This is a genomic window from Streptomyces sp. AF1A (assembly GCF_047340315.1).
In the GTDB taxonomy this organism is placed as follows: Bacteria; Actinomycetota; Actinomycetes; order Streptomycetales; family Streptomycetaceae; genus Streptomyces.
Genome location: NZ_JBLEBI010000003.1, coordinates 91,505 through 113,413, shown reverse-complemented (window position 1 = coordinate 113,413; position 21,909 = coordinate 91,505). Strand labels below are relative to the sequence as shown.

Below are 21,909 nucleotides of genomic sequence, written 5' to 3'. Positions count from 1 at the left end.
GCAAAAGTTCCGCCAACTTGCTAAAGTTGGCTGCCAACTCTATTTAAGTTGTCCCCACTTGGTGCCAGCTTGTAAACAACTTCCGAGTAACTCCCATTAGATGGATCAGAGTTGTAGCGTTTGGTCGTGACCCAGGAGCAGGTGGCAGTGAACGGGAGCAGCAGGCGCAGCCCGCAGGAGATCGCCGACACCCTGCGCGAGCGCATCCGCGCCGGCGTGCTGCGACCCGGCGAACGGCTGCCCACCCAGGCCGAGCTGGCCGAGGAGTTCGGCGTGGAGCGCGGCGCCGTGCGCCAGGCGCTGCGGGAGCTGCAGCAGGACGGTCTGCTCAGCAACGTCAGCAAGGGCAGCCCACCGCGGATCGCCGAGCGGCAGTCGGTCCCCGACGAGCCCCAGCCGACGATGGTGGGCCTCTCGCCCCGGCTGACCGAGGCCTTCTCGGCGCCCCACGTGCGCATCGACGCGGTCTGCCTGACCGCGCAGAGCCTGATACCCGCCCTCGGGGAGCCGCTGCGTCTGATCCACGAGGGCCGGCTGCACCCGGACCGGATCGACGCCCGCATCCTGCTGCCGTCCCGGGACATCAACCTCGCCTTCCCGGTGTCGGCCGACCCCGCGGGCGACGACGACGTCGTCCACCAGCGCTGGCTGGCCATGCGCAACGCCCAGGGCCAGGTGCTCCAGTACAACCTGCAGGCCCTGCGCGGCACGCACGACATCGACGTCCAGGTCACCTTCCGGGCCCTGCCGTTCACCCCGCCGGTGAAGCTGTACCTGCTGAACGGCTCGGAGGCGCTGTTCGCCCACTACATGATCACGCGCCGCGCGGAGCCCACCGAGAGCGGGACGCTGGAGATGTACGACGCCGTCGGCTCCGAGTCCCTGCTGTTCTCCTTCGAGAAGCGGGCCGGGCAGCGGGACGCGGCGTTCGTGGAGCAATCGCAGAAGTGGTTCGACGCCCTCTGGGAAACCATCACCACGGACCTGACACTCTCCTAGTGACTTCTGATGCGACGACGACGCAGTCTGAGACTTCGCAGACCGAACAGAACGCGAACGAGATCGAGAAGCTCGGAGAACTGATCGGACGTGCCCGGGTGGTCCTGTGGGACTTCGACGGCCCGATCTGCCGTCTGTTCGCGCGCCACACGGCGGAGCGGGTGGCGGCCGAGCTGGTGGACTGGCTGGAGGGGCGCGGGCTGCACAACCTGCTCAGCGACTCCGAGCGCGACTCGCTGGACCCGCACGTGGTGCTGCGCGCCGTGGACCTCCGCCACCCCGGCAGCGACCTCGTGACCGAGCTGGAGGAACGTCTCACCCAGGAGGAGCTGCGGGCCGCCGGCTCCGCCTTCCCCACCCCGTACGCCGACCCCCTCATACGGACCTGGACCGCGGTCGGCTCCCGCCTGGCCATCACCACCAACAACTCGCCCAAGGTGGTCCGTGCCTACCTGGAGGGCCGCGGCCTCGACTCCTGCTTCGCCCCCCACATCTACGGCCGCACGACCGAACTGCACCTCCTCAAGCCCGATCCGCACTGCCTCAACCGGGCCCTGAGCGCGATGGGCTCCGCCCCCTCGGCGGCCCTGATGATCGGCGATTCGCCCTCCGACCTCGCCGCCGCGAACGACGCCGGCGTGCCCTTTCTCGGCTACGCGCGCAACGAACGGAAGGGGAAGCTTTTGCGGGAGGCCGGAGCCGGGTGCGTGGTCGCGTCGCTGGAGCCGCTGCTGCGGATCCTGCGCGGCTGGTGACCACGGCCCGCGCGGGCTCCGCGACCTGCGGCCGACGCCCGCGCCGCCCGGGCCGCCCGCGCCCCCGGATCCAGGCAGTCAGCGACACCACCAGACCCGCGCCCCAGAGGACGAGCTGGGTCAGGTCGTCGACCTGCACGTCGACGCCGAGCACATGGATCGTCACGACCGCCACCCCCGTCCGGACTCCGGCGAGCAGTCAACCCGTCAGGGTCACACGGTTGACTGGCCAACTTGACTGCTTGTGGCAGCATGCCCGGTCAACTAGATCCAGTAACCGGGATGTTGACTTGACTGGTTGCCTGACTGGCCGGGGTTTGGCGCCGGTCCGCAGGAGGTACGTACCGCGTGTGACGGTGGAACCGCAGGGCGGGGCGGACGGCCACGAGTTTCTCCGGGTGGCGGAGGAACTGCGGGTCCGGATAGCCGACGGGTTCTACCTGATGGACACCTACCTGCCCTCCCAGAACGCGCTGGCCAAGGAGTTCGGCATCTCCCGCGACACCGTGCAGCGGGCCCTGCGCGTGCTGCGCGGCGAGGGCTGGATCCAGTCCCGGCAGGGCAAGGGTTCGCGGGTGGTGCGCAACCAGCGCATCCACTCCCCGACGCCCCGGGCGAGCCGGTCCCGGCGCCAGCTGACCCTCGGGCCGCTGCTCGCCGAGGCGTTCGAGCAGCCCGAAGTCACCCTGGACATCCAGACGTTGACGTCCGAGAGCCTGGACACCCACATCCGCGCGCAGGCCGAACGGATCCGTGCCAAGAACATCGCGCCCCGGCGCATCGCGCTGCGCCTGATCCTGCCGTCCGCGATCGACGCCCTGCCCTACCCGCGAGGGGTGCGCGACGGCAAGGACGACGAGCGCCTGCGGGCGCGGCTGCGGGGCATCGCCGAGACCCACACCGCCTCGCTGCGCAAGGTCCTCGGCGAGCTGAGCACCGAGGGGCTGGTCCCGTCGGTGGAGTACGAGTTCCGGCACGCCCCCTTCGCACCCACGTTCAAGCTCTACGTCATCAACGGCTCCGAGGTGCTGCACGGTCCCTACATCCCGCTCGTCCGCCCGGTGATGCTCGACACCGGCGAGGAGGTCGAGGCGGTGGACGTCCTGGGACTCGGCGCGACCCTCACCCACCACGTCCGCGACGGCCGCGCCGACTCCCCGGGGACGACCTTCGTGGACGGCATGACGGCGTGGTTCGAGGCCACGTGGGAGCTGCTGACGGACGAGGCCGCGGGCGCCGGCGGCGCGCACGGCGCCGACGGGCGCAAAGGCCCGTGACCGGGCGGCCATGCGGTAACATCCGCGCAACCGTCTGAGCGACCGCTCGGATTCATGCGTAAGGGATGGCGAACGAGCCAACCTCGGCCGACCCGGGACGTACGAGCGGCGGACCACCCGCCCGGCTGCTCGTCCGGCCCTCTGGTCGTGTCGTCCGTCACCAGGGGAGTTAACGTTTCCCCGACCCGTTTCGTCCCCCTTCAGCGCAGCGCGATCGAACCACGGAGCGGCCAGTGGGCGCACCACCCGTCCCCCGCGACACGGCCGCAGGGCGTGCGGCATTCGAGCAGCCGCACGCCGTCCGCCAGGCGTTCCTGGCGGAGGCCGCGGCGCGGGGGCGCCCCAGCGGTGGTTTCCACAACCAGAACTACGTCATCGAGCTCACCGAGCCGATGGCCCGGCTGCTGGGCCGCAAGCCGGGCACCCTGGTGACCGTGCGGCTGCCGCGCACCGACACGCTGCCGGTGGTGATCCGCACCTGGCAGAGCGAGCCGGAGATCCTGCGGGCCATCCACGGCGTGCTGCCCAACGTGCCCGAGTGCCTGGCCGAGGGGGACGGCTTCGCCATCCACAGGTATGTGGAGGGAGTGCCGCTCTCCAGCGTCTGCGGAGACGGCAAACCGGTCGACGGCCTGCTGGTCGGGGCACTCGCGGACCTGCTCGCCCGGACGGCCCAGGTGCGCAGCGCCGCGCTGCCGCCCCTGCCGAGCCTGTGGCCGCGCAACCACACCGACAGCCAGGGTTTCCTGCAGACCCTGGCCCGCATGGCCGACCTGCAGATCCGCAGGCCCAACTGGCCTCGCTTCGGCGGCCTGTTCGCCGCACTCGGCATCCCCGAGGACGCACTGGCCCGGCTGGCCGAACGGGTCCCGGCCATGTCCCGGCGCCCCTACAGCCTGCTCCACGCCGACCTGCACCGCGACAACGTGATCATGTCCTACGGCGGGGACTCGCACCTGATCTGGGTGGACTGGGAGCTCGCCACCTACGGCGACCCGTTGCACGACCTCGCCGTCCACCTGGTCCGGATGCACTACCCGGAGCACCAGTGGGACGAGGTCGTCGAGGCGTGGGTGCGCGCCATGCGCGAGGTGCGGCCCGCGGCGGTCCACGGCGTGGGCCGGGACCTGCGCCACTATGTCGCCTTCGAGCGGGCGCAGTCCGTGTACCCCGACGTGATGCGGGCCGCGAAGTCGCTGGAGGAGTCCTTCGACCAGCAGGCCCTGGACGAGGCCACCGCGAGGGTGGAGCAGGCCCTGGAGGCGGGGGCCGAGCCGCTGCGGCTGGCCCATGTGCCGGGGCGGCGGGAGATCGAGCGGATCCTGTTCCGCTGGCGGGCGTCCGTGCGTCCGGTCGCACGGACGGCGACCGGTACCGCGGCGCCCGCCGCCGGCGGGGCGTGGCGGGGGCCGGTGGCCCGGACGATCGACTGGACACCGGACCGGCGCGTGCCGGAACACCCCGACTTCCCCCACTCCGCCGTCGCCGACGCGCTGATCCTGGAGGGCGCGGCCCCCGCGGACCGGGTGTTCAAGGGCACCGCGCACCTCACCACGGTGCTCCGGGTCCCGGGCATCGCGTTCCCGGTCGTCGTCCGCCGCAAGGTCGCGAACGTCACCCGGCGCGAGCCCAGCTTCCTCAGCGAGCACGTCGTCCTCCAGGCCATCGAGCGGGCCGGGGCGGTGGTGGCGCCCCGGGTGCTGGCGCTCGGGGAGAGCCACTCCGAGGGCCTGTCCGGCATCCGGACCTACTCCGGGGACGTCTTCGCCATCCATACCTACGAGGGCCCGCCCGACGTGGAACGGCGGCCCGAGCACCCGGTGCACGGGCTGCGGCCGCACGAGGCGGACTGCCTGGTCGACCAGCTGGCCGCGCTGACCGGGGTCGACCACGCCGAGATCGACCCGGTGGGCGACCGCCCCACCTTCTACTCCTGGCTGAGCGAACAGCTCGTCACGCTGGTCGCGGGCCTGCCCAAGGAGTCGCAGCAGCTGGCCCGGTTCCTCGGCCTGCCCGACGCGCCCCGGCTGCGCGAGATCCTCGCCCGGCACCACGTCACCGAGCGCGACGCCGCACTGCTGCACGGCGACCTCAACCCCTGGAACCTGGTGCGCCGCGACGACGGGCCGGCCCTCGGTCTGATCGACTGGGAGATGGCCCTGGTCGGGGACCCGCTGTACGAGCTGGTCCGGCACATGCACCTCACACCGACCCGGCCGGAGATCCGCGACCGCATGTTCCGCCGCTGGGAGAGCCGGCTGGAGGAGCGATTCACCCGCGACTGGCGGCGGGACTGGCGGGTGTACCGGTGGATCGAGATCGTCCGCTCGGCCTACGTCGACCTCGACCGCCTGGTCACCGGCGCGAGCCTGGACGCCCCCAACGTCCGCCGCGCGGTGGAGTCGTACGCGATGACCCTGGCGGCGGCCACCGCCTCCCTGGGGCTGTCGTCCCGGCGCCGGACCAACCCGTACCTCACCCGCGCCCTGGCCTGGCCGACCCGACCAGGCGGCGCTGCGTAGGCTCCTGGCCGCGCGCGCTCCACTGGCCGATCATGGACCGTGATGCTGCTCTTCCTCGACGTCGACGGACCGCTCGTCCCGTTCGGTGCACCCGACCGGGCCTACCCGGAGTACGACGGCCCGCCGGCGCCCGCCGGCCACCCGCTGCTGGCCCGCGTCGACCCGGCGCTCGGCCCCCGGCTGGCGGCGCTGGGCTGTGCGCTGGTGTGGGCCACGACCTGGATGGACGACGCCAACACCTGCCTCGCGCCCCGGCTGGGCCTGCCGCCGCTGCCGGTCGTGCGGTGGCCGGACGAGGACGAACCCCCCGGCCTCCTGCACTGGAAGACCCACCCCCTGGTCGACTGGGCGGCGGGCCGCCCTTTCATCTGGGTCGACGACGAACTCACCGAGGCCGACCGCGCCTGGACCGCCGTCCACCACCCCGCCCCCGCCCTTCTGCACCGCGTCGACCACCGCTACGGCCTGACGGACACCGACTTCGCCGTCCTGACGGACTGGCTCGCGGCGACCGGCCGCTGACCCGGGGGCGCGGCGGCGGGAGCGTCCGCGTCCGTGTCCGGCTCCGCCGGCCACGTCGGCCGGAGCGGCGGGCCCAGGGCCGCTGAGCCGTCCCCGGCGGTCAGGCGCCCACGTAGGCCGCCAGGTGCTCACCGGTGAGGGTGGAGCGGGCCGCGACCAGGTCGGCCGGTGTTCCCTCGAAGACGATGCGGCCGCCGTCGTGGCCGGCGCCGGGGCCGAGGTCGATGATCCAGTCGGCGTGCGCCATGACCGCCTGGTGGTGCTCGATGACGATCACCGACTTGCCCGAGTCGACGAGCCGGTCGAGGAGGCCGAGGAGCTGCTCCACGTCGGCGAGGTGCAGGCCGGTGGTCGGCTCGTCCAGGACATAGATGCCGCCCTTGTCGGCCATGTGCGTGGCCAGCTTGAGCCGTTGCCGCTCGCCGCCGGACAGGGTCGTCAGCGGCTGGCCCAGGGTGAGGTAGCCGAGGCCCACGTCGGCCATCCGCCGCAGGATCCGGTGGGCCGCCGGGGTGTGCGCCTCGCCCGCGCCGAAGAACTCCTCCGCGTCGGTCACCGGCATCGCCAGCACCTCGCTGATGTCCCGCCCGCCGAGGTGGTACCGCAGCACCGACGCCTCGAACCGCTTGCCCTCGCACTCCTCGCAGGTGGTGGCGACCCCGGCCATCATCGCGAGGTCGGTGTAGATGACGCCCGCGCCGTTGCAGGTGGGGCAGGCGCCCTCGGAGTTGGCGCTGAACAGCGCCGGCTTCACGCCGTTGGCCTTGGCGAACGCCTTGCGGATCGGGTCGAGCAGCCCCGTGTACGTCGCCGGGTTGCTGCGGCGCGAGCCGCGGATCGGGGTCTGGTCGACCGACACCACGCCCGCGTCGGCCGGGATCGACCCGTGCACCAGCGAGCTCTTGCCGGACCCGGCGACACCGGTGATGACGGTCAGCACACCGAGCGGGATGTCGACGTCGACACCCTGCAGGTTGTGCGTCCTCGCGTCCCGGATCTCCAGCGCGCCGCTCGGCTTGCGCACCGTCTCCTTCAGGGTCGCCCGGTCGTCGAGATGGCGGCCGGTGAGCGTGCCGCCCGACCGCAGCCCCTCGACGGTGCCCTCGAAGCAGACCGTGCCGCCCGCCGTACCCGCGCCGGGGCCGAGGTCGACGACGTGGTCGGCGATCGCGATGACCTCCGGCTTGTGCTCCACGACGAGCACCGTGTTGCCCTTGTCCCGCAGCCGCAGCAGCAGGTCGTTCATCCGCTGGATGTCGTGCGGGTGCAGGCCGATCGAGGGCTCGTCGAAGACGTACGTGACGTCGGTGAGCGAGGAGCCGAGGTGCCGGATCATCTTCACGCGCTGCGCCTCGCCGCCCGACAGCGTGCCCGCGGGCCGGTCGAGCGAGAGGTAGCCGAGGCCGATCTCCGTGAACGAGTCCAGGGTGTGCCGCAGCGAGGCGAGCAGCGGCGCCACCGACGGCTCGGCCAGGGCGCGCACCCAGTCGGCCAGGTCGCTGATCTGCATCGCGCACGCGTCGGCGATGCTGATGCCCTCGATCTTGGAGGAGCGGGCCGCCTCGGTCAGCCGGGTGCCCTCACAGTCCGGGCAGGTGGTGAACGTGACCGCGCGGTCCACGAACTCCCGGATGTGGGGCTGCATCCCCTCCCGGTCCTTGGCGAGCATCGACTTCTGGATGCGCGGGATCAGCCCCTCGTAGGTCATGTTGATGCCCGCGATCTTCATCCGGGTCGGCTCGCGGTGCAGGAGGTCGTGCAGCTCCCGCTTGGTGTACCTGCGGATCGGCTTGTCCGGGTCGACGAGGCCGGACTCGGCGTAGAGCCGGTGGTTCCAGCCGCCCGACTTGTAGCCGGGCACGGCGAGCGCGCCCTCGTTCAGCGACTTGGAGTCGTCGTAGAGCTGGGTGAGGTCGAGGTCGGTGACCGTGCCCCGGCCCTCGCAGCGCGGGCACATGCCGCCGGTGATGCTGAAGCTGCGGCGCTCCTTCACCTTCTGCCCGCCGCGCTCCACGGTGACCGCACCCGCCCCGCTGATCGAGGCGACGTTGAAGGAGAACGCCTTGGGCGAGCCGATGTGCGGCCGGCCGAGCCGGCTGAAGAGGATGCGCAGCATGGCGTTGGCGTCGGTGGCGGTGCCGACCGTGGAGCGCGGGTCGGCCCCCATCCGCTGCTGGTCGACGATGATCGCGGTGGTCAGCCCGTCGAGCACGTCCACCTCGGGACGCGCCAGCGTCGGCATGAAGCCCTGAACGAAGGCGCTGTAGGTCTCGTTGATCAGCCGCTGAGACTCGGCGGCGATGGTGTCGAACACCAGCGAGCTCTTGCCCGACCCGGAGACGCCGGTGAACACGGTCAACCGGCGCTTGGGGATCTCGACGCTGACGTCCTTGAGATTGTTCTCGCGTGCTCCGTGCACCCGGATCAGGTCGTGGCGGTCGGCGGCGTGCGGTGCGGTGGCGTCGTCCATGGCGGCCACGGTAGTCGGGGCCGCGACGCGGGCGCTTCTCGATTCCTGACCGATGCCCGACCGGTCGGTTTGTCCGCCCTCGGGAGAATCCGACCGAGCGGGCGAGCACGGCGAGCGGGTTTCAGCGGTCGAGGCTCGGTGCCGCGCCCACGAAGTCGTACACCGCCCAGTCGGTGAGCGTGCGCACAGCCGACTCGGGTCGGGTGGCGATGACGCCGGTCGAGTCTCTTGGGACCCACAACGGACCTGGGTTCAGACGCGGGCCTCGTAGAGCAGGTGGAAGGGTGTCTGCGCGGCCCGGCGGAACCGGCTGAACCCCGCCTCGGCGGCGACCTGGCGGGTCTGCGCCTCCCCGGCCTGGGCGCCGAGCGCGCGGCCCACCTCCTGGGACTGGGAGGCGGGGGTGCAGATCAGCGAGGACGCGCCGTAGAAGGCACGGCCGAGAGGGTTGAGGTTGTCGGAGAGGCTGTCCCCGGCGAAGGGTTCGACGAGCATGACGGTCCCGTCCGGGGCGAGCTGCTCCCTGGTGTGGGCGAGGGCTCCCACGGGGTCGCCCATGTCGTGCAAGCAGTCGAAGAAGGCGACCAGGTCGTAGGGGCCGCCACCGAAGTCCTTGTTTCCGGCGATCTCGAACTCGACCCGCTCCGCGGCGTTCGCGTTCGCGGCGAGCCGGCGGGCGGCGGCGATGGACGGTTCGTGGTAGTCGAAACCGGTGAAGCGGGAGTTGGGGAAGGCCTCGGCCATCAGCAGGGTCGAGTGTCCGAGCCCGCAGCCGACATCGGCGACCTTGGCGCCGGCTTCCAGCTTGGCGGTGACGCCTTCCAACGCGGGCAGCCACTCGGCCACGAGGTGGGCGCGGTAGGTCGGGCGGAAGAACCGCGCTGTCCCGGCGAAGAGCTCCGGCTGGTGCTCGTGCCAGCCGATGCCCTTTCCGTCCTGGAAGGCCCGGGTCAGGGCCTCGCGGTCGGCTGGTGCGGTGCAGGCGAGGAACGACTGGAAGCCACCGAGGACGAAGACGGGACTGTCTTCGTCGCTGAACGCGGCGATCTGCTCGGGCGCGAGGTGGAACCGCCCGTGCCCGTCATGGGTGACGTAACCGCTGGCGGCCATGGCGGACAGCCACTCCCGGACGTTGCGCTCCACGGTGCCGGTGCGGGCGGCGAGCTCGGCAGAGGTGGTGGACTGCCCGTCAGCCATCGCCCGGAACAGCCCGAGCCGTTCGCCGATCAGCGCGAGTGGCGCGATGGCCACCGCGCCGAGATCGGTGATGACCCGTCCGAGCAGAGCGTTCAGGCGGTCCGGGTCCAACGTGCTCATGTCCACAGCCATGCCCACGCCTCCTGCTTCAGGGCCCGCTTCGATACAGCAAGCGTGGCAGCAGGTGCAGATGCGGCAAAAGCGACACACTGGGCGGGCGAGGCGGCTGCTCGCTCCCCGGGAGTCGGCGGCTGTTGCGCCCGGCGGGCGACGAGTGGCTTCGGGAGGCGCTCGACGGCTGGGCCGGGACGCCGAACCCGAGCGGCTCTGCCGCGCCGACGAGGAGCGTCTCGCCGCCTCGCGGGGGCCGGGGCCGCCAGTTCCCACAACTCGTCGATGCGAGGGGAAAGTGGGCTGTCAAGACTCATGGGCCGAGCGTACTGATCAATGTCGGCAGGGCAGGCGGGCCGCTACCGGTGTGTATCGGCCGCCCTCTGCGTGCAACTGCCGGCGACGGTATCGGCGAAGACCTGGGCGAGCGGGGTGAGGGCGTCCCATCGGCGTACGGCCCAGCCTACGGGGAGCGGGGGCAGCTTGGGGATGGGGATGAGCCGGAGAGGGCCATCGTCTCCGGGTACCTGCCGGCCCGGCAGGGCGGGCACCACGGCGTGGCCGAGGCCGAGTTCCGCCAGCAGCAGGGCTGTGTCCCAGTCGGCGACGCTGGTGTCGGAGCTGCTTCGGACGCCCAGTTCGGCGAATGCTGCGTCGAGGCGGCCACCTGAGGTGGAGTTCTGCGGCAGCCGGATGAGGCGGATGTCGGCGAGGTCGGCCACGTTGATACGAGTCCGGCGTGCGAGCGGATCGTCGGCGCGGACGGCCAGTACCCAGGGCAGGTCGACGACGGTGCGCTGCTCGATGCCGCGCACCGGGTTGCCGATGGTGACCCAGGCGAGGTCCAGGTTGTCGGCGGTGAGGGCGTCGAAGCAACTGCGGCTGGAGGTCTCTGTCTGGAACTCCAGGTTCACCTTCGGATAGCGCTGCCGGAAGGCGACGATGGCTTCGGACATGAAGTGTCGTACGGTCGTTCCGCCCGTGGTGACGCGCACGGAGCCGCTGTCGCCGTTGACGAGGTCTCCGAGGCGCCGCAGGGCCAGATCCAAACCGGCGATGCCATCGGCGGCAGCGTCCCACAAGACGCGCCCCGCGGGGGTGGGCACGACACCGCGCGGCTGGCGCTCCAAGAGACTCACTCCGGTCTCCCGTTCCAACCGCTTCACATGCTGGCTCACCGCCGACTGTGTGCAGTCCAGCTCGCGGGCAACGGCGCTGAGGCTTCCGGCCCGGCACACGGCGACGAAGACACGCAGGTCGTCCAAGGTCATGGACCCAAGCTATAGCTTGGGTACTGCAAGAAAACCATAGGATTGACTGGGATCGAAGGGACCCGCGATGATCGACGCAGGGCCCAGGCGGCAACCCGTCCGGCGCTTTCGTGGGGTCCGGACCCCAGGCGAAGGCACGGACGGGTGCCGACCCGAGCGACGGAAGGATCCCGCCCGTGCCTGTTCCCCCTGCCGCTGCCGATCAGGCCATTGCTCTCCTGCACGAGCTCGGAGCAGCAGAGATCGCCCATCCGGGAGGCACTCTCCTGGCGCACCTCCAGCGCGTCCAAGAGCAACTTGCCGTATGGGGCGCCCGCCCCGCCCTCCGGCTTGCGGGCCTGTGCCATGCGTTCTACGGCACTGACGGCTTCCCCACGGCATTGCTGTCCCTGGAGCGCCGCGTCGAGCTCACAGCGGCGATCGGCGTCGAGGCCGAAGCCATCGTGTACCTCTATGCCTCGTGTGACCGGAAGGCCACCTATCCGGGGCTTGCGGACGCCGACGCTTCGTTCCGCGACCGGTTCACCGGCCGTGCCCGTACTCCCGAGCCGCAGCTCCGTCGGGACTTCGCCGAACTGTCGGCCGCCAACGAACTCGACCTTGCACGCATTGACCCATGCTTCCGCGAGAAGTGGGGAGCTGAACTCCTCGCCTTGTTCACCCGCTTCCGCCCACTGCTGAGCGAACCTGCTTGGTCGGCTTGCATTGCCGTGCTTGCTTCCGATCCCGGACGTCGCGAGGCGGACGACAGATAGCTCGCCAACACGACACTTGGCGTGATGTCCGGTCTCGCTGAAGGTGAGGCAGCGTGAGTCCTCGACCTGGGGGTGCCTCAGTTTGAGTGAGACGGGGACGGTTCGGTTGTCTCGCTCAATCCGAGGCAGTCTGGGTCGGGTTGGCGGCGATCAGCAGTGCGGCGAACGCGATGGGGGCGGCTGTCTGGTAGCCGATCCAAACTTCACCGCCGACGCTGCCGCCCTGCCATGCGATCAGCGCGCCGACGAGGGCCGTCAGCACGCAGCCGCTGTCGTAGGCGACCATGAGCCGGGTGTAGAGCTGTCCCGTCTCATCTGCCTTAGGCAGTCCGACAGGACCGGCACCTCATCGGAGGTGAGCTTGATGATGATCTGCAATTCACCATCACTCGAACGTAGTTCGTCGACCCTGCGCTGTCAGAGGTGCCTGGCACAGTGCCGCTGTGGACATCGATTCCTTCTGGGAGCTCATCGAGGAGTGCCGCCGACGGGCGCGCGGCCGGGACGGACGGCTCGCATGGCTGAGTGACGAACTGTCGCGACGGTCGCTGGACGAGGTCGTGCAGTTCCAGGTGCGCTTGGACGAGGCGACGCACGAAGCGTTCACGTGGGATCTGTGGGCAGCTGCGGACCAAATCTTCGGTGGCTGGTGTTCGGATGACGGGTTCTGTTGCTTCGGCCTGTGGATGGTAGGACTCGGCCGGGAAGCCTTCACGCGAGCGGTGGCTGATCCCGATGCCCTGGCCGCCACTCCGGAGGTCCAGGGCTTGATGGGCCGTCCGCGGGAGGTGTGGAACGACGACTGGCCCGGGTGGGAGTCGCTCGACTATGTCGCCATGGAGGCGTACGGGATCTTGGCTGGTGTGGACGACGAGTGCGGCGGAGCCTTCTACGAAGCCGTTGACGCCGAGCAGGTCGATAGGGGCGACAGGTCCGGACCGCTCGGGGAGCGTTGGGACGTCCGACGCGAGGACGAGGCAGCACGTAGGCTGCCGAGACTGAGCGCGATGTTTCCCCTGCGACAGTGACCCGGTGGCGCGAACGGACGTCGAACTCCACCAGGCACCTCCACTCGACGTGGACCAGGAGGGACGACCGTAGGCAGCCTGGTGCGGCGGTGGGCCGGAAGACGCGGACAGATCAGCAGACGGCTCAGGTCGGCTGAGACGCACGACCAGAGGGCTCCGATAGATCAAGAGTGGCTCACCTTCAGCGAGAAGCGTCACCCCGCCGTCGGACGGAAACCGGCGCGACACACTCTTGCAAGCAGGGTGCTTGCAATTGTTAGCGCGAGTGGGGCAAGGTGGGGGCATGGCATCGCTGAACGTCGGCAATCTCGGGGACTACCTGCGCGAGCAGCGGCGCAACGCCCAGCTGTCGCTGCGGCAGCTCGCCGATGCCGCCGGGGTGTCCAATCCGTACCTGAGCCAGATCGAGCGCGGGCTGCGCAAGCCCAGCGCGGAGGTGCTCCAGCAGGTCGCCAAGGCCCTGCGCATCTCCGCCGAGACGCTGTACGTCCGCGCCGGGATCCTCGACGCCGAGCGGGACCGGGATGAAGTGGAGACGCGCGCCGTCATCCTCGCCGATCCCTCGCTCAACGAGCGGCAGAAGCAGGTGCTGCTCCAGATCTACGAGTCCTTCCGGAAAGAAAACGGATTCGGGGTCGGCGAACCCGCCGCGGCGGAGCACGACGAGGACGGCACAGGGGTCACGGACGAGGGAACCGGCGGCGACACCGCCGTGCGCGGCATCCGCACGGCCGACGCGGACGACGATGCCGGCCCGCGGCGGACGGCCGGATAGCAGCCGGACCAGGGCTCCGGCCGCCCCACCGCGGACCAACACCAACCTCAGCCGAACGCGAATCCGGGAGGACCAGAAAACCATGGCCATCACCGACGACCTGCGCAAGACCCTCAGCGACCCGACCCCGCTCTACTTCGCCGCCGGCACCGCCGACCTCGCCCTGCAGCAGGCCAAGAAGGTGCCCGCCCTGGTCGAGCAGCTGCGCGCCGAGGCCCCGGCCCGCATCGAGAAGGTGCGCAACACCGACCCGAAGGCCGTGCAGGAGAAGGCCGCCGCCCGGGCCAAGGAGGCGCAGGAGACGCTGCAGACCAGGATCAACGAGCTGCTCGGCAACCTCGACGTCGACCTGAAGAAGCTGGGCGAGCAGGCCCAGGACCTCGCCCTGCGCGGGGTGGGCGTCGCGGCCGAGTACGCCGTGAAGGCCCGGGAGACCTACGAGAAGGTCGCCGAGCACGGCGAGCAGGCCGTGAAGACCTGGCGCGGCGAGGCCGCCGAGGAGATCGAGGACCTGGCCATCGCCGTCGAGGGCAAGCCCGAGGCGGCCGGGGCGCAGGCGGACAAGCCCGCCGAGGCCCGGACCGAGACGGACGAGGACAGGAAGCCCGCCGCGAAGAAGGCTCCGGCCGCCCGCAGGGCCGCCACCGCCAAGAAGACGGCGCCGCCGGCGAAGTGACCGCGCGCGACGAGGCGCACACGGGCCGGGCACCTTTGGGGTGTCCGGCCCGTTCTATGGGTACGGTGGCGGCGTACGGACCGCGACTGGGAGCGGGAGGCTACGGGCGGTGGGCAGCATGCTGATGTTGGGCTTCGCGGGGTTTCTGGGGATCTTGAAGATCATCCTGATGGCCCTGGCCGCGTTCGGGCTGTTCGACGCCGCGTTCCGGCGTGAGGACGCCTTCCGCGCGGCCGACAAGCAGAACAAGGTCTTCTGGTTGATCATCCTGGCCATCGCGCTGGTGGTCAGCTACCTGTTCTCGATCCTGTCGATCCTGCCGATCGCCGGTGTCGTGGCGAGCATCGTCTATATCGTGGACGTGCGCCCCGCCCTCAGGCAGGTCTCCGGCGGCAACGGCTGGGGCCGCCGCCGCGGCAGCAGCAGCGACGGCCCGTACGGCCCGTGGAACGGCGGCCGCTGACCCCTGCGTTTCCCTGCGAGGCTTTGGCGGTGCGGCCCCGACTACCCGGCCACGTCGAGTGGTGCGTTTGTCTGCGGGGCTTTGGCGGTGCGGCCCTGAACGCCGGCCACGTCGAGTGGTGCGTTTGCCTGCGGGGCTTCGGCGGTACGGCCCCGAGTGCCCGGCCACGCCGAGTTGCGCGTTTCCCTACGGGCCTTGGCGGTACGGCCCCGAGTACCCGGCCATGCCCTACGCCGCGGGAGCGTACCGCTCCGGTCCCGCACCTATCCGAAGCCTGTGACCTGGGCGATCGGCGCTGACAGGCGGTCGCCTCGACCTCGCGGGCCGCAGTGGCCCGCGGCCGTCCCCGCACGGCGGCGGTCACCCTGAACCGCGTCGGCCCGTAGCCCGTACATCCCCGCGCCGCGGCAGCCCCGGAACCCGCGGCGCGACCCGGGCGGCCGCGACGGAGTTACGGCGCTCGGTCCAGCAGGACGACTGCCACGTCGTCCGCCAGCTCGCCGCCGTTCAGTTCGCGTACCTCGTGCACCGCGGCCCGCAGCAGTTCCTCGCCCCGCAGACCCTCGGCGAGCTGGCGGCGGACCATGTCGACCATGCCGTCCTGGCCCAGCCGCTCGCCGTCCGTGCCCACCCGGCCCTCGATCAGGCCGTCCGTGTAGAGCATCAGGCTCCACTCGGCGCCCAGCTCCACCTGCATCCGCGGCCAGCGGGCGCCGGGCAGCATGCCGAGGGCGGGGCCGTTGTTGTCGTACGGCAGCAGGCCGGCGGGCCGGCCGGGGCGGACCAGCAGCGGGGCCGGGTGGCCGGCCAGGCACAGGCCCGCGCGGCGGCCGTCGGGTGCGATGTCCACCGTGCACAGCGTCGCGAAGATCTCCTCGTCGGCGCGCTCGTGCTCCAGCACCTCCTGCAGGGTGCCCAGCAGTTGGTCCCCGCACAGCCCGGCAAGGGTCAGCGCCCGCCAGGCGATGCGCAGCTCCACGCCGAGCGCGGCCTCGTCCGGACCGTGGCCGCAGACGTCGCCGATCATGGCGTGCACGGTGCCGTCGGGCGTGCGCACGGCGTCGTAGAAGTCGCCGCCGAGCAGGGCACGGGAGCGGCCCGGGCGGTAGCGGGCGGCGAACCGCAGCGAGGAGCCGTCCAGCAGCGGGGTGGGCAGCAGCCCTCGCTCCAGGCGGCGGTTCTCCTGCGCGCGCAGCCTGCCCTCGGCCAGGCGCCGCTCGGCGCTGTCGGAACGTTTCCTCTCCACCGCGTACCGGATGGCGCGGCTGAGCAGCCGGCCGTCCAGCTCGTCCCGGAAGAGGTAGTCCTGGGCGCCCACGCGCACGGCCTCGGCGCCGCGCTCGGCGTCGCCGGAGGCGGTCAGCGCGAGCACGGCGTGCCGGGGCGCGAGCCGGAGGACGTGCTTGAGCACGGCCAACTCGTCGTCCCCGGCGCCGCCGCCCGGCGCCGGGAGCGCCAGGTCCAGCAGGATGCAGTGGACGTCGTCGGTGAGCAGCCGCTCGGCCTCGGTGAGGTTGCGGGCGGTGCGGACGCGGATCGGCTTGCCGGACGCGTCCAGCAGATCGGGCACGATCGGCGAGCCGACCGGGTCGTCCTCGATCAGCAGCAGGGTGAGAGTGGCGCCGGTGCCGCTCGTCGGCGCGGCGTCGCGGTCGACCTCTTTCGTGAGGGGGCCGCCGTCTGCCGGGGCGGCCTGCGCCTGACCACTCTCCACGGCCGGGATCGCTCTCTGCCGCGGTACGGGTACGGGCATCGTCCTGGGTTCCTTCCCTCCCCCCGAGGGCACGGCGGTGTCGAGGGGTCTCGACCCACCGAGCGGGACCATAGCGGGTGCTGCCGCCTGGATGGAATGGCGTGAGCCGCACCGCTCGCGCGCAGGCCGCTGTCATATGCCGCGTTCCGTACCGCAGTTGGACAGCCTGCCCGCGAAGCGGGAATGACGAAGCTCACGTTCGGCCCGGGTGCGGGCGGGGGTTGGCGGTGCGGTGGGTCACATGGCGCACATCACGGGCGTCTTGCCGGACTTGACCTGGTTCACGCGTCCGGGCGTACGACCCCCAGGATCGGCATGGAGCCGGCGCCCGCGACCGTCACCGTTCGCCCGGGGCGCGGGGCCTGGATGATCGCACCGTCGCCGACGTAGAGGGCGACATGGCTGGCGTCGTCGAAGTAGATGATGAGGTCGCCGGGGCGCATGTCCTTGATGTCGACGTGCTTGAGCTGCTTCCACTGCTCCTGCGAGGTGCGCGGGATCGGATGGCCGGCCGCGGCCCAGGCCCGGGAGGTCAGCCCCGAGCAGTCGAAGGAGTCCGGGCCCTCGGCGCCCCACACGTACGGCTTGCCGAGCTGGGCGCTCGCGTACGCCACCGCCTTCTCGCCCTGCGCGGAGGCCTTGCCGTGGATCTTCTTCAGGATGCCGGTGTCCAGCCAGGCGGTCTGCGCCTTGAGCGCGGCCTGCGCCTCGAGCTGGGCGAGCCGCTCCTTGTCCCTCTTCTCCAGCTTCGACTCCAACTTCTGTGCGGCGTCGATCTGCTGCTGGATCCTCTTCTTCGCGGCGGCCTTGTCCTTGCGGTCCGCGTCCAGGTTCTTCCACTGCGCGGCGGCGTCGTCGGCGTATTCCCGCAACTCCTTCTGGGTGCTGGTCAGTTCGCCGATGAGGTGCTTCGTGGCCTGCTGTCCCTGGAGGACCAGGCCGGCGCCGTCGAGGAACTGGCCCGGGTCGTCGCTGAGCAGGAACTGGGCGGTGGGCGGCAGTCCGCCGCCGCGGTACTGGGCCCGGGCCGCCGCCCCCGCCTGGTCCTTCAGAGCGGCCAGCTTCCGCTGCCCCTCCACGATCTTCTTGGCCAGCGCCACGATCTGCGCGGACTGCTGCTTGGCCTTCTCCTCGGCCGCGTTGTAGGCGTCGGTGGCGACGGCCGCGTCGTGGTAGAGCTTGTCGAGCTTGGCGCGGACCTGCTCAAGATCCCTGCTGGGCGGGGGAGTCGGCGACCCGCTCGGCGCCGGTGTGGGCGCGGGAGCCGCGAACGCCGTGCCGGGCGCCGCCAGCACGGTCACCGCGCACACGACGGTCAGGGCGGCCGTGAGCAGACCGCGCTTGCCCGTACCCATATCTCGTCCCCCAACCTGATTTACCGTCAGTAACGTGCGGTTGCCTGGGGGATCGTGCCACGGCCGCGCGCAAAGCGACAGAGGTCGCCGGAAACCGGAATTCCCTCCTTCGCCGCCGCGTACGACGATCTCCCTGCCGATGTGACGAACGACGCACGGAGATCGTTCCGCGCCGGGCCCCTCGAACGGGTGATCAGCCGCGGGGCGCCAACGCTCCCCAGGTCACCGTGACTTCGCCCTGCCGCCAGCGGGCCGGGCCGTCCGTCACCGGCCAGTCGGCGGTGAGGGCGCGGACGGTGCGCAGCCAGCGCTGGCGGGCGCCATAGGCGGCGTAGGGCGCGGCGGCCGCCCAGGCGCGGTCGAAGTCGCGCAGGAAGGCGTGCACCGGCTCACCGGGGACGTTCCGGTGGATCAGCGCCTTCGGCAGCCGCTCGGCGAGGTCGGACGGCTGCCGCAGCGAGCCGAGCCGGGTGGCGAAGGTGACGGTCCGCGGCCCCTCTGGGCCGAGCGCCACCCATACGTGCCGGCGCCCGATCTCGTCGCACGTGCCCTCGACCAGCAGCCCGCCGCGCGAGCCCGCGCCCGCCGGGGCCAGCCGCGTACACAGCCGCTCCCACACGGGGGCCACCTCCGCCTCGTCGTACTGCCGCAGCACGTTGGCGGCCCGGATGAGCAGCGGGCGGCCGGGGACGGGGATTTCGAAGCCGCCGTGCCGGAAGGCCAGCCCGTCCCGCTCGTACGGCCGGGCCGCGGCCACCCGCTCCGGTTCGATCTCGACGCCGACCACGCTCGCGCGGGGGGCGACGGTGCGCAGCCGGCCGAGCAGTTCCACGGCGGTCCACGGCGCGGCGCCGTATCCGAGGTCCACCGCCACCGGCTCCTCGGCGCGCCGCAGCTCCGCGCCGTGCACCGCCGCGATCCAGCGGTCCATGCGGCGCAGCCGGTTGGGGTTGGTGGTCCCCCGCGTCACGTTTCCCACGACGGGGGTCCCCCCGCTCGCGCGGAGCCGGGCGTGGGGGAGGGACACTGCGCGGGCTGCCATGGCTACGAGGGTAAAGGGGCGCCGCAACGCGCCGGCCCGGCCGACGGATGTCGGCCGGGCGGGCGGCGGGGCCGACGGATGCCGGACGGGCGGGCGGCGGGGCCGACGGATGCCGGACGGGCCGGCGTCCGGGTCAGCCGGCCCGGCGTGCCGCCTTGCGGCGCAGGGCGAGGACGAGGCCGCCGCCCGCGACGACCAGTGCCGCGGCCGTGCCGGCGATCACCGGGGTGGTGCCGGAGGCGCCGGTCTCGGCGAGGTGGGTGCCGCCGCCCGCGGGGGAGGGGGCACTGCTCGCCACCGGCGAGGCGGCCGTGCTGCTGCTCTGCGCCGGGCTCGGGGTGGCGGAGGGCGCCGAGGACGGGTGAGTGGCGGGCGTCGTGGAGGCCGAGGGGGTGGGGGTGGCGGACGGCGTGCAGGTGGCGTCCTCCGGCACGACCACCGGCGGCTTGAGGTCCTCGTCGACGCGGCCCGCCTTGACGTGGACCACGAAGGTCTCGCCCGCGTGCCATTCCAGCGGGTGCAGGTCGACGCTCACGCCCTGCCCGGTCGGGTGGCCGATCGTCGCGGAGTCGACGTCCCGCTCCCCGCCCGGCATGCTCAGCTCGATCTTCAGGGTGACGGTGGCCGGGGTGCCGGAGGCGTCCTTGTCGGTGACGCGGATGACGGGCTTGCCCGAGCTGTCGCAGGCGGGGGCGGCGGAGAAGTCGCCGATGCTGCAGGCGAGCGCGGTCTGGGCGGCGGCGATCGAGAGCGCGGCCGCGGCGGCGGACGCGCCGAGGACGCGGGCCACCCCGGTGGCGCGGCGGGAGAGGGACACGCTGGGTCCTTGGGTTCGGGGGGAGAGGGACGCACAAGCGTCTACCGGCCCTGAACGTGTCCTGTCAAAGGTTGTATCGCCGCAGGTCAAAGCTCGGTGAAGGTCTGGTCAGGTCATCGAGTGGCGGACCGATCGGGGGTAATGATTGGGTAAAGCGGCGTGGCCGGGAAATGGCGGGGCACTCGTGCGCTGTTGCACTCCGTGGAGGGCGCCGCAGGTCCTCCGTTCGGCATGCCCGCAGCAAGGAGGAACGCCACGTGAGCCAGTACGTCAGCAGGCTCGGGCGACGCTCCCCGTCCACCGCTCCCCGGCTCCGGCTGCACCGCAGGCCGCGCCGGGTCGCGATGCTCTCCGTGCACACCTCCCCGCTGCACCAGCCGGGTACCGGGGACGCCGGCGGCATGAACGTCTACATCGTCGAGCTCGCGCAGCGGCTCGCCGCGCTGGGCATCGAGGTCGAGGTCTTCACCCGGGCGACCGCCGGCGATCTGCCGCCCACGGTCCCGCTCGCCCCCGGCGTCCTCGTCCGGCACGTCGACGCCGGCCCCTACGAGGGTCTCGCCAAGGAGGACCTGCCCGCCCAGCTGTGCGCCTTCACGCACGGCGTGATGCAGGCCTGGGCCGGCCACCGCCCCGGCTACTACGACCTGGTCCACTCCCACTACTGGCTCTCCGGCCACGTCGGCTGGCTCGCCGCCCAGCGCTGGGGCGTTCCCCTGGTGCACGCCATGCACACCATGGCGAAGGTCAAGAACGCCAACCTGGCCGCGGGCGACGCCCCGGAGCCCGCCGCCCGCGTCATCGGCGAGACCCAGATCGTCGCCGCCGCCGACCGGCTGATAGCCAACACCGCCGAGGAGGCCGGCGAGCTCGTCACGCACTACGCGGCCGACCCCACCAAGGTCGCCGTCGTCCACCCCGGCGTGAACCTGGACCGCTTCCGCCCCGCCGACGGCCGGGCCGCCGCCCGCGCCCGCCTCGGCCTCCCGCAGGAGGCGCTGATCCCCCTGTTCGCGGGCCGCATACAGCCCCTGAAGGCCCCGGACGTGCTGCTGCGGGCGGTCGCGGTCCTCCTCGGCGAACGCCCCGAACTGCGCTCCCGGATCCTCGTCCCCGTGGTCGGCGGACCCAGCGGCAGTGGCCTCGCCAAGCCCGAGGGCCTGCAGAAGCTCGCCGCCCGGCTGGGCATCGCGGACGTCGTACGGTTCTGCCCGCCGGTCTGCCAGGAGCAGCTGGCGGACTGGTTCCGGGCCGCATCCGTACTCGTCATGCCGTCCTACAGCGAGTCCTTCGGCCTGGTCGCGATCGAGGCGCAGGCGGCCGGGACACCGGTGCTCGCGGCCTCCGTGGGAGGCCTGCCGGTGGCCGTGTGCGACGGCGAGACCGGCTTCCTCGTCGAGGGCCACGACCCGGCCGACTACGCGCGGGTGCTGCGCCGCTTCGCCGACGAGCCGTCCCTCACGGCGCGCATGGGCGAGGCCGCCGCCCGGCACGCCGGGTGCTTCGGCTGGGACGCCGCGGCCGCGGCGACCGCCGACGTGTACACGGCCGCGACCCAGTCGTACCGCCGTCGCGTACGCTCCCACCATGGGTGATGTCGAGAAGGCCGGACAGGTCCTGGAGGGCGTCTTCAAGGACGCCGAACTGGAGTGGGAGAGCCCGGAGCAGGGGTCCTACGTCGTCAAGCTCCCCGGTACCCGCAAGCTCTCCACGACCGTGTCCTTCCTGGTGGGCCGGCACTCCCTCTCCCTCAACGCCTTCGTCGTCCGCCACCCCGACGAGAACGAGGCGGGCGTCCACCGCTGGCTGCTGGAGCGCAACCTCAAGCTGTACGGCGTGAGTTACGCCGTCGACCGCCTCGGCGACGTCTACGTCACCGCGCGGCTGCCGCTCACCGCCGTCACCCCGGACGAGGTCGACCGCCTGCTCGGGCAGGTCCTGGAGGCGGCCGACGGCGCCTTCAACACCCTTCTGGAACTGGGCTTCGCCTCCTCGATCCGCAAGGAGTACGCCTGGCGGGTGTCCCGCGGCGAGTCCACGCGGAACCTGGACGCGTTCAAGCATCTGATCGACCGCCCGGCGGAGTGACGCCCCCTCCTTCTCGTACCGGCGGCCCGCGCT

At 71.8% G+C, this 21,909-nt stretch carries 20 protein-coding genes; 12 read left to right on the top strand and 8 right to left on the bottom strand.

The features are described 5' to 3' along the window. Positions 1-120: 120 nt before the first annotated feature. The 5 genes from ACLU3S_RS02205 (at position 121) to ACLU3S_RS02185 (ending at position 6,075) form a co-directional block, all read left to right on the top strand. A complete protein-coding gene (locus ACLU3S_RS02205; RefSeq protein ID WP_413949965.1) occupies positions 121-999 on the top strand; it encodes a winged helix-turn-helix domain-containing protein in 879 nt (292 codons plus the stop codon). Then, on the top strand, positions 948-1,754 hold the full coding sequence (locus tag ACLU3S_RS02200) for an HAD family hydrolase (RefSeq protein ID WP_413949964.1): 807 nt from the start codon (positions 948-950) through the stop codon (positions 1,752-1,754). Before ACLU3S_RS02205 ends, ACLU3S_RS02200 begins: the two co-directional genes overlap by 52 nt. A gap of 350 nt (positions 1,755-2,104) precedes the next feature. Then, entirely contained in the window at positions 2,105-3,031 is a 927-nt protein-coding gene (locus tag ACLU3S_RS02195) for a GntR family transcriptional regulator (RefSeq protein WP_413949963.1), read from the top strand. A gap of 233 nt (positions 3,032-3,264) precedes the next feature. Next, positions 3,265-5,553, top strand: coding sequence for a phosphotransferase (locus ACLU3S_RS02190; RefSeq protein WP_413949962.1), 2,289 nt, complete (start codon positions 3,265-3,267; stop codon positions 5,551-5,553). A 42-nt stretch (positions 5,554-5,595) separates the two neighbouring features. Continuing rightward, positions 5,596-6,075: an HAD domain-containing protein gene (locus ACLU3S_RS02185; protein ID WP_413949961.1), complete on the top strand. Its 480-nt coding sequence runs from the start codon at positions 5,596-5,598 to the stop codon at positions 6,073-6,075. A 100-nt stretch (positions 6,076-6,175) separates the two neighbouring features. On the opposite strand, the gene ACLU3S_RS02180 is transcribed toward ACLU3S_RS02185, so the two are convergent. The 3 genes from ACLU3S_RS02180 to ACLU3S_RS02170 all read right to left on the bottom strand — a co-directional run bounded on the left by ACLU3S_RS02180 (position 6,176) and on the right by ACLU3S_RS02170 (position 11,124). Next, positions 6,176-8,545 (bottom strand): ATP-binding cassette domain-containing protein, encoded by a 2,370-nt coding sequence (locus ACLU3S_RS02180; RefSeq protein ID WP_413949960.1) that lies wholly within the window; start codon positions 8,543-8,545, stop codon positions 6,176-6,178. 252 nt (positions 8,546-8,797) lie between these two features. Next, a complete protein-coding gene (locus ACLU3S_RS02175; RefSeq protein ID WP_413949959.1) occupies positions 8,798-9,874 on the bottom strand; it encodes a class I SAM-dependent methyltransferase in 1,077 nt (358 codons plus the stop codon). A 338-nt stretch (positions 9,875-10,212) separates the two neighbouring features. Continuing rightward, complete coding sequence (locus tag ACLU3S_RS02170; protein ID WP_413949958.1) at positions 10,213-11,124, bottom strand: LysR family transcriptional regulator; 912 nt, start codon at positions 11,122-11,124, stop codon at positions 10,213-10,215. A gap of 176 nt (positions 11,125-11,300) precedes the next feature. On the opposite strand from ACLU3S_RS02170, the gene ACLU3S_RS02165 reads away from it, so the two are divergent. After that, positions 11,301-11,879 carry a DUF6817 domain-containing protein gene (locus ACLU3S_RS02165; protein ID WP_413949957.1) on the top strand — a complete coding sequence of 193 codons (579 nt, stop codon included), beginning with the start codon at positions 11,301-11,303 and terminating at the stop codon, positions 11,877-11,879. A 115-nt stretch (positions 11,880-11,994) separates the two neighbouring features. On the opposite strand, the gene ACLU3S_RS02160 is transcribed toward ACLU3S_RS02165, so the two are convergent. Next, positions 11,995-12,165 (bottom strand): hypothetical protein, encoded by a 171-nt coding sequence (locus ACLU3S_RS02160; protein WP_413949956.1) that lies wholly within the window; start codon positions 12,163-12,165, stop codon positions 11,995-11,997. Positions 12,166-12,322: 157 nt separating this feature from the next. Here ACLU3S_RS02160 and ACLU3S_RS02155 point away from each other — a divergent pair, with 157 nt between their 5' ends. From ACLU3S_RS02155 to ACLU3S_RS02140, 4 genes are all read left to right on the top strand, one after another. Next, positions 12,323-12,907 (top strand): DUF4240 domain-containing protein, encoded by a 585-nt coding sequence (locus ACLU3S_RS02155; protein WP_413949955.1) that lies wholly within the window; start codon positions 12,323-12,325, stop codon positions 12,905-12,907. A 283-nt stretch (positions 12,908-13,190) separates the two neighbouring features. Continuing rightward, a complete protein-coding gene (locus ACLU3S_RS02150; protein WP_413949954.1) occupies positions 13,191-13,682 on the top strand; it encodes a helix-turn-helix domain-containing protein in 492 nt (163 codons plus the stop codon). 82 nt (positions 13,683-13,764) lie between these two features. Continuing rightward, positions 13,765-14,358 carry a hypothetical protein gene (locus tag ACLU3S_RS02145; RefSeq protein ID WP_413949953.1) on the top strand — a complete coding sequence of 198 codons (594 nt, stop codon included), beginning with the start codon at positions 13,765-13,767 and terminating at the stop codon, positions 14,356-14,358. A gap of 118 nt (positions 14,359-14,476) precedes the next feature. After that, positions 14,477-14,821, top strand: coding sequence for a DUF2516 family protein (locus ACLU3S_RS02140; RefSeq protein WP_413949976.1), 345 nt, complete (start codon positions 14,477-14,479; stop codon positions 14,819-14,821). 451 nt (positions 14,822-15,272) lie between these two features. On the opposite strand, the gene ACLU3S_RS02135 is transcribed toward ACLU3S_RS02140, so the two are convergent. From ACLU3S_RS02135 to ACLU3S_RS02120, 4 genes are all read right to left on the bottom strand, one after another. Beyond that, complete coding sequence (locus ACLU3S_RS02135) at positions 15,273-16,574, bottom strand: PP2C family protein-serine/threonine phosphatase (RefSeq protein ID WP_413949952.1); 1,302 nt, start codon at positions 16,572-16,574, stop codon at positions 15,273-15,275. A gap of 281 nt (positions 16,575-16,855) precedes the next feature. Continuing rightward, complete coding sequence (locus ACLU3S_RS02130) at positions 16,856-17,929, bottom strand: NlpC/P60 family protein (protein WP_413949951.1); 1,074 nt, start codon at positions 17,927-17,929, stop codon at positions 16,856-16,858. Between the two features lie 193 nt (positions 17,930-18,122). After that, positions 18,123-18,908, bottom strand: a complete 786-nt coding sequence (locus ACLU3S_RS02125) for a class I SAM-dependent methyltransferase (protein WP_413949975.1) — start codon at positions 18,906-18,908, stop codon at positions 18,123-18,125. Positions 18,909-19,104: 196 nt separating this feature from the next. Further along, a complete protein-coding gene (locus ACLU3S_RS02120; protein WP_413949950.1) occupies positions 19,105-19,788 on the bottom strand; it encodes an LAETG motif-containing sortase-dependent surface protein in 684 nt (227 codons plus the stop codon). Between the two features lie 257 nt (positions 19,789-20,045). Here ACLU3S_RS02120 and mshA point away from each other — a divergent pair, with 257 nt between their 5' ends. Together mshA and ACLU3S_RS02110 are read left to right on the top strand one after the other, a co-directional pair. Next, complete coding sequence (gene mshA / locus ACLU3S_RS02115; protein ID WP_413949949.1) at positions 20,046-21,383, top strand: D-inositol-3-phosphate glycosyltransferase; 1,338 nt, start codon at positions 20,046-20,048, stop codon at positions 21,381-21,383. Beyond that, positions 21,376-21,876: a YbjN domain-containing protein gene (locus tag ACLU3S_RS02110; protein ID WP_413949948.1), complete on the top strand. Its 501-nt coding sequence runs from the start codon at positions 21,376-21,378 to the stop codon at positions 21,874-21,876. Before mshA ends, ACLU3S_RS02110 begins: the two co-directional genes overlap by 8 nt. Positions 21,877-21,909 lie beyond the last annotated feature (33 nt).